Origin of the sequence: Acinetobacter sp. FDAARGOS_558, from assembly GCF_003937785.1 — a bacterium.
Taxonomy (GTDB): Bacteria; Pseudomonadota; Gammaproteobacteria; order Pseudomonadales; family Moraxellaceae; genus Acinetobacter; species Acinetobacter baumannii.
The window spans coordinates 2,640,192-2,655,423 of record NZ_RKJH01000001.1 but is presented as its reverse complement, the minus strand read 5'-3'; the positions used below and the strand labels follow the sequence as shown (position 1 = coordinate 2,655,423).

General features: G+C 41.4%; 12 protein-coding genes and 5 tRNA genes. All 17 read right to left on the bottom strand.

Annotation, left to right across the window (positions count from 1 at the left end):
• Positions 1–5: 5 nt before the first annotated feature.
• The 17 genes from rpoB to gspD all read right to left on the bottom strand — a co-directional run bounded on the left by rpoB (position 6) and on the right by gspD (position 15,213).
• A complete protein-coding gene (rpoB, locus tag EGT34_RS12785; RefSeq protein ID WP_000331899.1) occupies positions 6–4,094 on the bottom strand; it encodes a DNA-directed RNA polymerase subunit beta in 4,089 nt (1,362 codons plus the stop codon).
• 305 nt (positions 4,095–4,399) lie between these two features.
• On the bottom strand, positions 4,400–4,771 hold the full coding sequence (gene rplL / locus EGT34_RS12780) for a 50S ribosomal protein L7/L12 (RefSeq protein ID WP_001229360.1): 372 nt from the start codon (positions 4,769–4,771) through the stop codon (positions 4,400–4,402).
• Between the two features lie 42 nt (positions 4,772–4,813).
• Entirely contained in the window at positions 4,814–5,320 is a 507-nt protein-coding gene (gene rplJ / locus EGT34_RS12775) for a 50S ribosomal protein L10 (protein ID WP_001196213.1), read from the bottom strand.
• A gap of 319 nt (positions 5,321–5,639) precedes the next feature.
• The gene (gene rplA, locus EGT34_RS12770; RefSeq protein ID WP_001096694.1) at positions 5,640–6,335 is read right to left on the bottom strand and encodes a 50S ribosomal protein L1; all 696 of its coding nucleotides are present in this window, start codon (positions 6,333–6,335) and stop codon (positions 5,640–5,642) included.
• Between the two features lie 3 nt (positions 6,336–6,338).
• Positions 6,339–6,767, bottom strand: coding sequence for a 50S ribosomal protein L11 (gene rplK, locus EGT34_RS12765; protein WP_001074682.1), 429 nt, complete (start codon positions 6,765–6,767; stop codon positions 6,339–6,341).
• A gap of 108 nt (positions 6,768–6,875) precedes the next feature.
• Positions 6,876–7,409, bottom strand: a complete 534-nt coding sequence (gene nusG / locus EGT34_RS12760) for a transcription termination/antitermination protein NusG (RefSeq protein ID WP_000832994.1) — start codon at positions 7,407–7,409, stop codon at positions 6,876–6,878.
• A gap of 7 nt (positions 7,410–7,416) precedes the next feature.
• Positions 7,417–7,857 carry a preprotein translocase subunit SecE gene (secE, locus tag EGT34_RS12755; RefSeq protein WP_000063880.1) on the bottom strand — a complete coding sequence of 147 codons (441 nt, stop codon included), beginning with the start codon at positions 7,855–7,857 and terminating at the stop codon, positions 7,417–7,419.
• Positions 7,858–7,932: 75 nt separating this feature from the next.
• A tRNA-Trp gene (locus tag EGT34_RS12750) sits at positions 7,933–8,008 on the bottom strand.
• Positions 8,009–8,068: 60 nt separating this feature from the next.
• Positions 8,069–9,259: an elongation factor Tu gene (tuf, locus tag EGT34_RS12745; RefSeq protein ID WP_001029610.1), complete on the bottom strand. Its 1,191-nt coding sequence runs from the start codon at positions 9,257–9,259 to the stop codon at positions 8,069–8,071.
• 162 nt (positions 9,260–9,421) lie between these two features.
• Positions 9,422–9,496, bottom strand: a tRNA-Thr gene (locus EGT34_RS12740).
• Between the two features lie 13 nt (positions 9,497–9,509).
• Positions 9,510–9,585, bottom strand: a tRNA-Gly gene (locus EGT34_RS12735).
• A 37-nt stretch (positions 9,586–9,622) separates the two neighbouring features.
• Positions 9,623–9,706, bottom strand: a tRNA-Tyr gene (locus EGT34_RS12730).
• Between the two features lie 56 nt (positions 9,707–9,762).
• Positions 9,763–9,838: transfer RNA gene (locus EGT34_RS12725), tRNA-Thr, on the bottom strand.
• A gap of 98 nt (positions 9,839–9,936) precedes the next feature.
• Entirely contained in the window at positions 9,937–11,430 is a 1,494-nt protein-coding gene (gene trpE, locus EGT34_RS12720; RefSeq protein ID WP_000209090.1) for an anthranilate synthase component I, read from the bottom strand.
• 108 nt (positions 11,431–11,538) lie between these two features.
• Positions 11,539–12,207: a phosphoglycolate phosphatase gene (locus tag EGT34_RS12715; RefSeq protein WP_000109463.1), complete on the bottom strand. Its 669-nt coding sequence runs from the start codon at positions 12,205–12,207 to the stop codon at positions 11,539–11,541.
• Between the two features lie 65 nt (positions 12,208–12,272).
• Positions 12,273–12,902: an FHA domain-containing protein gene (locus EGT34_RS12710; RefSeq protein WP_024437338.1), complete on the bottom strand. Its 630-nt coding sequence runs from the start codon at positions 12,900–12,902 to the stop codon at positions 12,273–12,275.
• Between the two features lie 40 nt (positions 12,903–12,942).
• The gene (gene gspD, locus EGT34_RS12705) at positions 12,943–15,213 is read right to left on the bottom strand and encodes a type II secretion system secretin GspD (RefSeq protein WP_024437337.1); all 2,271 of its coding nucleotides are present in this window, start codon (positions 15,211–15,213) and stop codon (positions 12,943–12,945) included.
• Positions 15,214–15,232 lie beyond the last annotated feature (19 nt).

The following is a 15,232-nucleotide window of genomic DNA, read 5'->3' as shown; positions in this document are numbered from 1 at the left end:
ACGACTTAGTCACCATTTTTTAGTTCAATGTTGATACCTAAAGAACGGATCTCTTTGGTCAATACGTTGAACGATTCAGGCATACCCGGATCCATATAATGGTTACCATCTACAATATTCTTATAGATGCGAGTACGGCCTTCAACGTCATCCGACTTCACTGTAAGCATTTCTTGGAGTGTATATGCTGCACCGTATGCTTCAAGTGCCCATACTTCCATCTCACCGAAACGCTGACCACCGAATTGTGCTTTACCACCAAGCGGTTGTTGTGTAACAAGTGAGTAAGAACCAGTTGAACGCGCATGCATCTTGTCATCAACCAAGTGGTTCAATTTAAGCATGTACATGTAACCAACAGTTACTGGACGGTCAAACTGTTCACCTGTACGTCCGTCAAACAATACTGTTTGACCAGTACGTGAAATGTCAGCCAATTCAAGTAAGTCTTTAATTTGACTTTCTTCAGCACCATCAAATACAGGAGTAGCTAAAGGCACACCCGCACGCAAGTTACCTGCAAGCGCTAGAATTTCTTCATCAGTCAAGCTATCAAGATCTTCTTGCTCACCACCGACTTTGTTATAAATCTTGTCTAAGAATTCGCGCAGTTCTAAAACTGTACGTTGTTCTTTCAACATTTTTTCGATTTTGTCACCAAGCCCTTTAGCCGCCATACCCAAGTGAGTCTCTAGAATCTGACCCACGTTCATACGAGATGGTACACCCAGCGGGTTCAATACGATATCTACCGGCACACCGTTAGCATCATGTGGCATGTCTTCAACAGGTAAGATGTTAGATACAACACCTTTGTTACCGTGACGACCAGCCATCTTATCACCAGGCTGAATACGACGTTTAACAGCTAAGTAAACTTTAACAACTTTCAATACGCCAGTTGTTAATTCATCACCTGTTGCAAGCTTACGTTTCTTCTCAGCGAATTTCTCATCGATTTCTGCGCTCTTCTCTTTTAAGAACACTTGAATTTGAGTTAAACGCTCAGCGATTGCTTCATCTGCTGGTTGAATTTCAAGTAAGTCAACAAGCTCTAAACCAGATAATAAATCTTCAGAAAGTTTATCACCACGTTTAGTTGAACCACCGCCATTAGACTCTTGGCCTTTAAGCAAACGAATTACACGCTCACGAGCCGCTTCTTCGAAGATCTTGTATTCTTCTTTCAAGTCTTTACGGTAAGAATCAAGCTGTGCTTTTTCAATTGCTAAAGCACGGTCATCTTTCTCTAAGCCATCACGAGTGAAGACTTGAACGTCAATAACTGTACCTTTAGTACCAGATGGAACACGTAAAGATGAGTCTTTAACGTCAGCAGCTTTCTCACCAAAAATTGCACGAAGCAGTTTTTCTTCAGGAGTTAACTGAGTTTCACCTTTAGGCGTTACTTTACCAACTAAAATGTCGCCAGCAGTAACTTCAGCACCGATATAAACGATACCTGATTCATCAAGTTTAGAAAGCGCAGCTTCACCTACGTTAGGAATATCGGCAGTAATTTCTTCTGCACCTAACTTAGTATCACGTGCTACACATGACAATTCTTGAATGTGAATAGATGTTAAACGGTCTTCTTGAAGTACACGCTCAGATAACAAGATCGAGTCTTCGTAGTTGTAACCATTCCATGTCATGAACGCTACACGCATGTTTTGACCAAGCGCAAGTTCACCCATGTCTGTTGACGGACCGTCTGCCAAGATGTCACCACGAGCAACTTTGTCGCCCAAGTTCACGATAACATTTTGGTTAATACAAGTATTTTGGTTTGAACGCGTATATTTGATGAGGTTATAGATATCTACACCTGCCTCACCTGCAACCATTTCATCTTCGTTTACACGAATAACGATACGAGAAGCATCTACATATTCAATTACACCGCCACGGTTTGCGATTACACACACACCAGAGTCACGTGCAACGTTCGCTTCCATACCTGTACCTACAAGCGGTTTATCCGCACGTAAAGTAGGAACTGCCTGACGTTGCATGTTTGAACCCATGAGCGCACGGTTTGCGTCATCGTGTTCAAGGAATGGAATAAGTGATGCAGCAACAGATACTACCTGCTGTGCAGAAACGTCCATATGCGTTACTTTTTCAGGCGGCATACGTACGAATTCACCTTGATGACGAACAGAAACGAATTCTTCTGTTAAGTTGCCATCTTTATCTACTGCAGAGTCGGCCTGTGCAATAACAGTACCTACTTCTTCAATTGCAGATAAATATTCAACATCATCAGTTACACGACCATCTACAACTTTGCGGTATGGTGTTTCCAAGAAACCGAAGTCATTCGCTTTTGCGTATACAGAAAGCGAGTTGATCAAACCAATGTTTGGACCTTCAGGAGTTTCAATTGGACAAACACGACCATAGTGAGTTTGGTGTACGTCACGTACTTCGAAGCCTGCACGTTCACGTGTTAAACCACCAGGACCAAGCGCAGATACACGACGTTTATGTGTAATCTCAGATAATGGGTTGTTTTGGTCCATAAACTGAGATAACTGGCTTGAACCAAAGAATTCTTTGATTGCAGCAGCAACTGGTTTTGCATTAATCAAATCTTGTGGAGACAAGTTATCTGTTTCTGCTTGGCTTAAACGCTCTTTAACAGCACGCTCAACACGAACTAAACCTACACGGAATTGGTTCTCTGTCATTTCACCAACAGAACGTACACGACGGTTACCTAAGTGGTCGATATCGTCGACTTCACCTTTACCGTTACGGATTTCAACCAATGTACGTAATACATCGATAATATCTTCGTGCGATAAAATACCTTCAACTTCGCGTGACTTCTGATCAGTACCAACTTCGTAAGGACGACCTAAACGACGGTTGAACTTCATACGACCTACTGGAGATAAGTCATAGCGTTCAGATGAGAAGAACAAGTTATTGAATAAGTTTTCAGCAGCTTCTTTTGTTGGTGGCTCGCCCGGACGCATTACTTTGTAGATTTCTACTAATGCTTCTTCACGGTCACGCGTCAAGTCTGCACGTAATGTATCAGCTACGAATGAACCACGGTCAATATCGTTAGTGAACAAGATATTAAATTGCTTAACACCGCCTTCTGCCAATTTCACCATTACTTCATGGCTTAACAGAGTGTTTGCAGCAATTACTTCACCATCACGTAAAGTAATATCTTCAGCAGTGATACGCTCATATAAGTATTCATCAGGTACTGAAAGCTTAGTTAAACCTGCAGCTTCCATTTGACGTACGTGACGAGCATTAATACGTTTACCTTGCTCAACAATGACTTTACCTTCATTGTCAGTAATATCAAATTGAGCCATTTCACCACGTAAACGCTCAGGTACGAGGTCAATTTGATAGCTACCCATGTCAAGATACACAGGTACTTTTTCATAGAACAAATTCAAGATCTGTTCATTGTTATAACCTAGTGCACGTAACACAACTGTAGCAAGTAATTTACGACGACGGTCGATACGTACGTAAACTAAGTCTTTTGCATCAAATTCGAAGTCTAACCATGAACCACGGTAAGGAATGATACGTGCTGAATACAACACTTTACCACTTGAGTGGGTCTTACCTTTATCATGGTCAAAGAATACGCCTGGCGAACGGTGTAATTGAGATACGATTACACGCTCAGTACCGTTGATAACAAAGGTACCATTTTCAGTCATGAGTGGAATTTCACCCATATAGACTTCTTGTTCGCGTACATCTTTAATTGATTTAGTTTCGCGATCTTTAATAATCAAACGAATTTTAACGCGCATTGGTGCCGCATAAGTCGAGCCACGAAGAATACATTCGCGTACATCGAACTCAGGTTTACCAAGGCTATACTCAACAAATTCTAAAGCAGCATTGCCAGAATAACTTTCGATAGGAAAAACTGAACGAAATGCGGCTTGGAGACCGATATCTTCGCGGTTTTTTGGTGATTTGCCATCTTGCAAGAATGTTCTGTACGAATCGACCTGAATCGATAATAAGTACGGTGCATCCATTACTTGGGGCAATTTACCAAAATTCTTACGGATCCGTTTCTTTTCGGTATATGAGTATGCCATCTGGAGTCCTCGGAAAGTAAACCAAGCCCGCCTGCAGAACGGGCTCAGAAGGAATTACGCAGGCCGATATGGCCACCACTGTTTACAAATGCTGCAATTTTTAGTGGTATAAAAACGCTTAACAATATTTTTAAAAATGAAAAATATTGGTAAGCATTTGAATTTATTTATTTTATTTAGGCTTTCTCTAAAAACCAAACAAAACTAACAAAAATCGAGCCGATTATTGTAACGCAAAAAGGCTGATGACCCAAGAGCCATCAGCCATTTTATGGAGCCGATTTAAAAACCGACTCCTTTTACAATTACTTAAGTGTAACTGTAGCACCAGCTTCTTCAAGTTTCTTCTTAAGTTCTTCGCCTTCTTCTTTAGAAACGCCTTCTTTAAGAACTTGAGGAGCGCCTTCAACTAAGTCTTTAGCTTCTTTAAGACCAAGACCAGTTGCTTCACGAACAGCTTTAATTACAGCTACTTTGTTAGCACCGAAAGAAGTCAACTCAACGTTGAATTCAGATTGTTCTTCAGCAGCAGCAGCAGCGCCACCAGCTGGAGCAGCTACAGCTACAGCAGCTGCAGATACGTTGAATTTCTCTTCGAAAGCAGAAATTAATTCAACAAGTTCAAGAACAGTTTTTTCAGCAACTGCATTTAAGATTTCTTCGTTAGTTAAAGCCATGAGAATAACTCCAAATGGATATTGAATGGTGTGTAAAATTGATTAAGCAGCTTCTGACTCGTTTTTCTCTTTGAGTGCTGTAATGAGGCGACCCAATTTCGAAATAGGAGCTTGAAGGACAGAGGCAAGCATAGTAAGCGCTTTCTCTTGGTTCGGAAGATTAGCAATAACGCTAACATCAGCACCTTGATAAACTTTGCCGTCAAATGCAGCAGCTTTTAATTCAAATGCTTTGTTAGTTTTAGCAAATTCTTCGAACAAGCGTGCAGCTGCACCCATGTCATCTTCAGAAGTTGAAAAACCTAGAATTGTTGGACCAACAAGGTTATCGTTCAAGATATCAAACTGAGTACCTTGAAATGCGCGTTTAGCCAAAGTGTTACGTACAATACGTGTAGTTACACCTAACTTACGAGCTTCAACACGAAGTGTTGTTAATTGCTCTACGCTTAAACCTTGATAGTCAGCAACAACGGCTGCAAACGCTTTAGAAGCAACTTCACTTACTTCTGCAACGATCTGTTTTTTGTCTTCAATAAGAAGAGCCATTGTAAAACCTCCTAAGGTGATTTATGTACCCAATGGGCACACTCCCAGTTCGTAAGTCTTTCGACTTACACGCGGAGGAGGAACAAATCACACCACCGCGTCTACGCAGGCTGGTTTATTAAGAAAATCGCTATTCGAAAATAACGTCTTTTCGCCTGAGGTCTTTGACGCTGATAAATTCTCATTTATCAATTCAAAGTCCGCCTGATAAGTAATAGATAAAGCTTTACTCTACCGAAGCAAAAGCAGAAATAACTTTTCTGTTTTATGCTTAATCCTCATCAGGACTTTAAAATTCTTTACTTAACCAAGTTAAAACTTAGTTAGAAACGTTGTTTACATCAACAGTAAGACCAGGACCCATAGTTGAGCTCAAAGTGATCTTCTTGATGTATACACCTTTAGAAGTTGCAGGTTTTAACTTTTTCAAGTCAGCAACTAAAGTTTCAACATTTTGACGGATTGCAGCAGCATCAAAGCCAACTTGACCAATCGCAGCGTGAATAATACCCGCTTTGTCTACACGGTAACGTGCCTGACCAGATTTAGCGTTTTTAACAGCGCCAGCAACGTCAGGAGTTACAGTACCAACTTTAGGGTTTGGCATTAAACCACGTGGACCAAGAATTGTACCGAGCTTACCAACAACACGCATAGCGTCAGGAGCAGCGATTACAACATCAAAGTCAAGGTTTCCACCTTGGATGCTTTCAGCAAGGTCATCAAAACCTACAACATCAGCACCAGCTTCTTTCGCAGCTTCTGCTTGCGCGCCTTGAGCAAACACAGCTACACGTACAGTTTTACCAGTACCTGCAGGTAATGTAGTCGCACCACGAACAACCTGATCAGATTTACGTGGATCTACGCCAAGGTTTACAGAGATGTCTAAAGATTCTTTGAACTTTGCAGCAGGCAAGCTGTTAAGAACCTGTACTGCTTCTTCCAAAGTGTAAACTTTGTTCGCTTCAACAGCAGCAGCAATGGCTTTTTGACGTTTAGTTAACTTTGCCATGTCTTATAGCTCCACTTCCAAGCCCATAGAACGTGCAGAACCAGCGATGGTACGAACACGCGCGTCTAAGTCAGCACCAGTTAAGTCTGGTTCTTTAGTAGTCGCGATTTCTTCTAATTGAGCACGAGTCAACTTACCAACTTTAGTTTTGTTAGGTACAGATGAACCCTTTTGGATACCAGCAGCTTTCTTAAGAAGAATAGAAGCTGGAGGAGTTTTCATGATGAATGTGAACGACTTGTCGTTGTACACAGTAATCACTACAGGGATTGGAAGACCTGGTTCAACTTTTTGTGTAGCAGCATTGAATTCTTTACAGAATGCCATGATGTTTACACCACGTTGACCTAGTGCAGGACCAATCGGTGGAGATGGATTTGCTTTACCAGCTGGAACTTGCAGCTTGATATAGCCGTCAATCTTCTTAGCCATTTTAAATACCTCTGGGTACAAACGCCGTTAGGCTCCCCAATTTCTACGTAACAATACTGTTACAACAACAATGCCCGATAAAATCGGGCGCTTTTCAACCAATTAAGATTAAATCGTTTTTTCGACTTGGCGAAATTCGAGTTCAACCTGAGTTGGTCGATTAAACACGTTAATCGTCAACGTTAAACGTGACTTATCGTATTGAACCTCTTCCACCACACCTTTAAAGTCTGTGAATGGACCGTCAATAACAAGTAATTCTTCACCTGGCTCAAACATCGTCTTAGGACGTGGGGCTTCACCAGTATTACGTACACGCGCAAGAATCGCATCTGCTTCACGTTGAGTGATTGGCGCAGGTTTTTCAGGTGTACCACCAATAAAACCTAATACTTTTGGACACTCTTTAACAATGTGCCAAGTATCGTCATTCATTTCCATTTCAACTAACACATAGCCAGGAAAGAATTTACGCTCAGATTTACGCTTCTTACCATCCTTCATTTCTACCACTTCTTCGGTAGGAACAAGGACATCACCAAAGCTATCGGCAACAGCGCTACGCTGGATTCGTTCTTTAAGTGAACGCATCACTTGTTTTTCATAACCAGAATAGGCATGAATAATGTACCAACGTTTCATAGCTCTTTTACCCGATAATCAACTTAATTAACCAACCCAAACCATAGTCAAAACACCATAAAACTAATGATGCAACAACTACAACCAATAGAACCTGCCACGATGTTGTGACTGTTTCTTGTTTTGTTGGCCAAGTTACTCGACGCAATTCGACTCGTGCATCTTTCAGCAAACGAACGAAGCCTTTACCTTGATGGGTGGCGTATAATAAACCTAAAGCCACAACGATACAAGCAAAAATTACCCCAACGCGCACCCAAACATCATTTGCAGGGGCCCAATACGCTGGTAAATGCTGATTCACCATGGTAGCCGAGAGCAATAATGCAATTGCTATCACCCATAGAACGATATCTAAAGGCGAACCAGAACGAACAACTTCAGCAGAATTATTTCTTTGAGGAATTGGCGCGTCGCTCAATGCGTCACGCGATTTATCATTCGACATTTTTGTACTCGTCGTAGAACTCGCGACTTATTATATGAACAACTAAGCCAGCATCAAGCTTTTTATTTCAAAATATGGCAGGTCAGGAGGGACTCGAACCCCCAACATTCGGTTTTGGAGACCGACGCTCTACCAATTGAACTACTGACCTATAAAGCAAGTTGAGAGCCAAAGCTCTCAACTTGAGACGTAATTCGTCACTATATTATGCTTATGCAGTTACTTTAGCAACAACACCAGCACCTACAGTACGACCACCTTCACGGATCGCAAAACGTAGACCTGGGTCCATTGCGATTGGGTGGATTAATTCTACTGACATTTCAACGTTGTCACCTGGCATTACCATTTCAACGCCTTCTTTCAACTGGATCGCACCAGTTACGTCAGTTGTACGGAAGTAGAACTGTGGACGGTAACCATTTAAGAATGGAGTGTGACGACCACCTTCTTCTTTAGAAAGTACGTATACTTCTGCGTCGAATTTAGTGTGCGGCTTGATTGTACCTGGTTTAGCAAGTACTTGACCACGTTGTACTTCTTCACGCTTAGTACCACGAAGTAAGATACCACAGTTCTCACCTGCACGGCCTTCGTCAAGAAGTTTACGGAACATTTCTACGCCAGTTACAGTTGTTTTAACTGTATCTTTAATACCAACGATCTCTACTTCTTCACCAACTTTGATGATACCAGCTTCAACACGGCCTGTTACTACTGTACCACGACCAGAAATTGAGAATACGTCTTCGATTGGCATCAAGAATGCTTTGTCGATTGCACGCTCTGGCTCTGGGATGTAAGAGTCAAGTGCTGCTACAAGAGCAAGAACTGATTCTTCACCGTAAGGACCAGCTTCACCGTTAAGCGCTGCAAGAGCTGAACCACGGATTACTGGAGTGTCATCACCTGGGAAGTCATAAGTAGAAAGAAGTTCACGTACTTCCATTTCTACTAATTCAAGTAATTCTTCGTCATCAACAAGGTCGCATTTGTTTAAGAATACGATGATGTAAGGTACACCTACCTGACGAGAAAGAAGGATGTGCTCACGAGTTTGTGGCATTGGACCGTCAGTTGCAGCACATACAAGGATCGCGCCGTCCATCTGAGCAGCACCAGTGATCATGTTTTTAACGTAGTCGGCGTGGCCTGGGCAGTCAACGTGTGCGTAGTGACGAGTTGGAGAATCGTATTCTACGTGTGATGTATTAATTGTAATACCACGTGCTTTTTCTTCAGGTGCTGAGTCGATTTGTGAGTAATCTTTCGCTTCACCGCCGTAAGTTTTTGCACAAATTGTTGCAATCGCAGCAGTTAAAGTTGTTTTACCATGGTCAACGTGACCGATTGTACCCACGTTTACGTGTGGTTTATTACGTTCAAACTTGGCTTTAGCCATGATGATCTTCCTCGTTTACGTCGAACCACCTACAAATGGCGCTGAGCTAACTCAGTTTATCGACATATCGCCTAAAAAAACTAGACACCTAATACTTGAAAAGCAGACTATATAGCCTGCTTTTTGAAAACTTTGTGGAAATCCACATTAAACTTTAATATCTGGAGCTCTTATCGAGATTTGAACTCGAGACCTCTCCCTTACCAAGGGAGTGCTCTACCACTGAGCTATAAGAGCGACTATCCTTCGATGGAGCGGGAGACGAGGATCGAACTCGCGACATGCAGCTTGGAAGGCTGCCGCTCTACCAACTGAGCTACTCCCGCAACGTTGGTAATAACCACTTCACTCGAAGTTTAGAGATGGTGGTGAGAGAAGGATTCGAACCTTCGAAGCTTTCGCAACAGAGTTACAGTCTGCCCCCTTTGGCCGCTCGGGAATCTCACCAATATCGCACTTATCTACAGTGCCGTTCTTTACTCAATTAACTTAACACTTTAAAATGGTGCCGGCACACGGATTCGAACTGTGGACCTACTGATTACAAGTCAGTTGCTCTACCAACTGAGCTATGCCGGCGTTTCTTAGTGTTTCGTACGTTTCGTATCGGAACGGTGTGCAGTTTAGCAAAACTTCCAAACGATGCAAGCGGTTTTTTTAAAAAAACCGCTAAAAACTCATAAAATCAATCCGTTTGATGATAATTCAACCGCTTTGATCACTGCACGAGCTTTTATTTGAGTTTCATTCCACTCAGATTCTGGATTTGAGTCAGCAACTAGCCCTGCACCAGCCTGTACATACACCTTTTTGTCACGGATAACACAAGTACGGATTGCAATCGACATATCCATTTCACCATGCCATCCCAAATAACCAACAGCCCCGCCAAAAACTCCCCTTTTCACAGGCTCTACTTCATCAATAATTTCCATTGCGCGAATTTTTGGGGCACCTGATAAAGTTCCTGCCGGAAAGGTGGCTTTAAATACATCAAGTGCATCGATATCATCTCGCACTTCACCTTGTACATTTGAAACAATATGCATGACATGTGAATAGCGCTCAATCACCATTTGATCCGTAACTTGGACTTTACCTATTTTCGATACGCGCCCTACATCATTTCGCCCAAGATCAATCAGCATTAAATGTTCAGCAATCTCCTTTTCATCAGACAGCAAATCTTTTTCTAATGCTATATCTTCTTCTTTAGTTTTACCGCGCGGTCTAGTTCCTGCCAAAGGTCGAACTGTAGCAATACCATTTTCTAAACGAGATAAAATTTCCGGTGACGAGCCAACAATATGAAATGGTTTTTTATCAGTAATCGTTTGCCCTTGAACCAAGAATAGATAAGGTGATGGATTTAAATGACGTAATGCACGGTAAACCTGTAAAGCTTCTCCATCAAAATCAGAAACCATACGCTGCCCAGGTACAACCTGCATCACATCGCCTGCACGGATATACTCTTTAACCTTCTCTACCGTCTCTAAGAATTTTGCTTTACCAGTAATTGATTCAAAATGCGGAGGCGTATGTGGTCGCGCTTGCAAACTAACTGGAGTCGCCAACAACTGTTCTAATTGATCTAATTTTTGTTGAGCGTCTTCATAAGCATTACTCTGCTCTGTATCCGCATGCACAATTAAAAATAGCGTATCTTTAAGATTGTCAAAAACAATGACTGTCTTTGAGAGCATCAACCATAAATCTGGCAGCGTAATCGGATCAGCCGCAGGTACATTCTTTAAACGTGGCTCGATGTAGCGGACAGCATCGTAGCCCAAATAACCTACCAAGCCGCCCGTAAAACTTGGTAAGTCTGGTAAGAGTTTAGCCGTAGGAACTTTAAATTGTTTTTGGAATTCGCGGATATATTGGAATGGGTCTAGACAATTTTGCTGTGTTACTGATCCGTCAGCATGTTGTATAGATAAAACGCCAGCGTTACAGGAAAAAACTGTTGTTTCCCCTAAACCAATCATAGAGTAGCGCGCCCAGTTTTCACCCCCTTCAACAGACTCAAATAAGTAAGCCTGTGTTTGATCCTTAAAACGAGCAAAAACAGATAATGGGGTTTCTGTATCCGCTAAACGTTGACGATAAACAGGAATGGTATTGTAACCAGCAGCCTTAAGTTGCTCGAATTGCGCTAATGTTGTCATGAATCTTCTCTAATATGGTTTCGATTTAAAAGTGTGTTTTTCTAGATTCGGTTTAGACACGCCATCGAAAAACCATACGCTTATTCATTCTTATCTCCATTTTCTTCATTAGACAATTAACTCAGCAAGACTATCAACAACTTGCTGAGGTTGGCAATCATAGATATTCTCTCCATGATTATAGCCATAGCTAACCACAATACAATCAATTCCAGCACGGCGTGCGGCTTCAATATCATTACTTGAGTCGCCAATCATTAATGATTGTGAAGCAGATATTTTTAGGCTTTCCATGCAATGCAATAATGGTAGTGGGTGCGGCTTTCTTTCAGGTAAGCTATCTCCTCCAAGTACAACTTGAAAATAAGAAGAAAGCTCTAGCGCATCCAGTAACCCTTGAGCAAGTTTGACAGGCTTATTAGTCACACATGCCATTTTGATATTTAAAGTTTGGCAATGTTTTAAAAACTCAGGTACACCTGGGTAAATTTGAGTATTCACACACAGCTCCGCACCATATACCTCTACAAATTTCTGTAATAAAACTTTATGTTGTTCAACATCTAATTTTCCAAATATATGAAGCAGAACACTTTCACAAAGTTTTGAAGCCCCTTTACCTACCCATTCACGTATTTGTGCTTCTGTTACCAATGGCCAACTGAGTGATTGCAGACTTAAGTTCATAGACCGATATAAATCGGCAGCGGAGTCAACCAACGTTCCATCTAGATCAAATAAAATTAAATCGCGCTTACTTAGTTGTGCAACAGACATTTTCTTCTACTCAAAATTAAAAAGGCATGCGTTTAGCATGCCTTGATTGTAAAAGCACCAACGAATTATTTAAAGAATAACCACGCCAATACAGCTAAAATCACTAAAATAATAATGGTCACTAGACCAATAGATGCATTCTTTTGCTGCTCTTTCTCTTCAGTAACCCGAGAAACTGGCTCCTCAATAGCAACAGGAGTTTGTTCTGGCTGAGCATGAATATCCACCCCTTCAGGAATCGGTGCTGGTTTTGGCACAGAAACTCGCTGAGGCATTCCATCACGACTCACTTCAGTTTCCGCTGCACGCTCCGCAATACTTGGGATACCTTGATCGCTTAAATCTTGTGTCGGTGCAGCTTGTACTGGCTCCACCTCAATTTCAGGTAAATCAGTATTTTCTTGTGCAGGGGCGAAAACTGAAAATTTTAAACTTGCGAATTGAACAATATCACCATCATGCAACTGTTTTTCTTGCTCAATACGCATATCGTTTACAAACGTACCATTCGATGAATTAAGGTCTTGCACCCATAGCGCTTGATCTTTTAACAGCAATGCTGCATGGCGACGTGAAATTTCAGCAGCCTGTAGTAATAAATCGGCATCTTGATGACGTCCCACCAACATATCACGATCAACATTAATTTCTTGGCCAGTAAATTCACCAGTAATTGCTTGTAATTTCCAAGTCATGCCTATGTCCTATTCATTTTTTATTAATCATAACATGCTACTACGGCGCTGTGCTTGGACGCAGTGTCGTTGTTGTTACTGTATTTTTAGTACGATTAATTTCAGGATCAGGCAACTGTAGTGTTTGCTTTTGGACGGTAGGTTCTACAGCTACCGGCGTAGTTATGGTCGAACTTTTACCACCTGATGGAACCTGTTGGTAATTTTTTGGCTTAGAGGCAATACTCGGTGGGGTCATTTTTTGATTATAAAGATCATCAACTTGCTCAGGTAATTTTGCAAAGTTGCCATTTTTATCCATAGCCAATTGCAAACTATAAAGTTGATTATAGCGCTGCTGAGATAAACGGCGTACATCATTTGCATCGCCCACAATTGTTGGGTGAATAAAAACGAGAAGGTTACGTTTAGTATTGCTTCGAGTATCTGAGCGGAATAAACGTCCTAAATAAGGAATACTACTTAAACCAGGAATGCCCTGACGGTTAAACTCAACGTCATCTGAAACCAAACCACCTAAAACTACTGTTTGGCCATGTTCGGCTAATACAGCCGTTTTAATAGCACGTTTATTAGTAATTAAGTCCGCAGCTTGCCCTTTACTTGCTTGAACATTTGAAACTTCCTGTTCAATTTCAAGGCGAACTGTACCATTCTCACCAATATGAGGAATGACTTTTAATGTTACACCGACATCTTTACGCTCCACAGTTGTATAGGGATTGATACCTGTACTATTGGTAGTGACCGAACCTGTTACAAATGGAACGTTTTGACCTACAACAATATAAGCCTCCTCATTATCCATAGTCACAATAGAGGGAGTAGACAATAAATTAGAAGCTGTATTCTCTTTTAAAGCTTGGATTAGGGCTCCATAAAGTTGACGAGAACCATCTGCACCTTCTTTATATTTTCCTAATGCGATTGAGCTACCAGCACCAATTGCGCTTCCCAAACCAGCAGCTCCTCCTGTTAAATAGCCAGCTGCCAGCGAAGCTAAACTTGAACCCGCATTTGTAAAGTTAATCAAGCCTATACCACTATTAATATCACCAAGAGCCCATTGCACCCCTAACTGATCCGCATCTTTACCAGAGACTTCAATAATTGCAGCTTCGATGAGTACTTGTTGACGGCGAACGTCAAGTTGCTGAATCGCAGACTCAATTTCACGCATTAATTGGGGATCAGCTTTAACTACTAATGAGTTCTGAGCATTATCTGCAATAATACTCACACCGTTTTGATTAAAGCTGGTGATATTATTCTGATTACTACTGTTCGAATTACCGTTTAGGTTAATTGCAGGAGTTGAAATTGAGGTACCACTTGAACCCGATGTATTTGAACCAGAATTCTGGTTATTACCAATTAAACTATTAATCGGATTCGATGAGTTAGATGAATTATTACTATTATTCGATGAAGATACTGCCTGTCTTGTGACTAAGCCTTGCAAAATTTCAGACAAGTTTTTAGCACTGGCATACTTCAAACGGAAAACTTTTAAGCCACCTAAACGATCTGCCGAAGGTACATCCAGCATCTCAATCATATGACGAATACGTTTACGTGTTTGCGGATCACCTTTTATTAAAATACGGTTTGTCCGATTATCAGCAATAATACGAATACGGGCACCACTAAAATCTTTAGATGCGCCTGTTGCGCTCATCGCTTCAAGCTGGGTAATAATTTCTTCTGCTTGGCTCGACTGAAGCGTGATCGCTTCAATATCATTTTGCCCAGTTCCATCCAAGTTACGAATAATATTTTCAAGTTGATAAATATTCGCCGCTCTATCAGAAACAATAAGTGCATTGGTTCCTGCAATTGCCGCCATATGTGCAAATTGCGGCATTAAGGGACGGAGTGCTGGAATTAAGTCATTTGGATTAGTATTTTCCAGCCAAATCACACGTGTAACGATTTGATCACCACGGACCCTATTTCTAGAATCATAAGGAATTCCCGAGTTTTTAACATTGCTATCCGGTACAAGCTTAATGGTATTACCAGAAGGAATTGCAACCACCCCGTTTACATTTAAGACCCCAAGAAATAGGTCATAAACTTCATCTTTATTTAATGGCTTATTAGAAATAACCGTGACATTACCACGTACTCTCGGATCTACAGCGAAGTTCTTTCCTGTAATGTCTGCAACTTCATTAATAAAGGCAGTTAAGTCAGCATCACGTAAATTGATCTTCCATGTTTGGGCATAGGCACTGCTACTTACTGTCGCAATCAATGGGGCTGCTGCAAGTAATGCCCAAAGTGGACGTTGATGATTCAATAAAGCCATAACTCGCGATATTTCCTAA

Coding starts and splice junctions, on each gene's coding strand:
- rpoB (WP_000331899.1), bottom strand. CDS start 4,094: ATGGCATACTCATATACCGAAAAGAAACGGATCCGTAAGAATTTTGGT.
- rplL (WP_001229360.1), bottom strand. CDS start 4,771: ATGGCTTTAACTAACGAAGAAATCTTAAATGCAGTTGCTGAAAAAACT.
- rplJ (WP_001196213.1), bottom strand. CDS start 5,320: ATGGCTCTTCTTATTGAAGACAAAAAACAGATCGTTGCAGAAGTAAGT.
- rplA (WP_001096694.1), bottom strand. CDS start 6,335: ATGGCAAAGTTAACTAAACGTCAAAAAGCCATTGCTGCTGCTGTTGAA.
- rplK (WP_001074682.1), bottom strand. CDS start 6,767: ATGGCTAAGAAGATTGACGGCTATATCAAGCTGCAAGTTCCAGCTGGT.
- nusG (WP_000832994.1), bottom strand. CDS start 7,409: ATGAAACGTTGGTACATTATTCATGCCTATTCTGGTTATGAAAAACAA.
- secE (WP_000063880.1), bottom strand. CDS start 7,857: ATGTCGAATGATAAATCGCGTGACGCATTGAGCGACGCGCCAATTCCT.
- tuf (WP_001029610.1), bottom strand. CDS start 9,259: ATGGCTAAAGCCAAGTTTGAACGTAATAAACCACACGTAAACGTGGGT.
- trpE (WP_000209090.1), bottom strand. CDS start 11,430: ATGACAACATTAGCGCAATTCGAGCAACTTAAGGCTGCTGGTTACAAT.
- EGT34_RS12715 (WP_000109463.1), bottom strand. CDS start 12,207: ATGTCTGTTGCACAACTAAGTAAGCGCGATTTAATTTTATTTGATCTA.
- EGT34_RS12710 (WP_024437338.1), bottom strand. CDS start 12,902: ATGACTTGGAAATTACAAGCAATTACTGGTGAATTTACTGGCCAAGAA.
- gspD (WP_024437337.1), bottom strand. CDS start 15,213: ATGGCTTTATTGAATCATCAACGTCCACTTTGGGCATTACTTGCAGCA.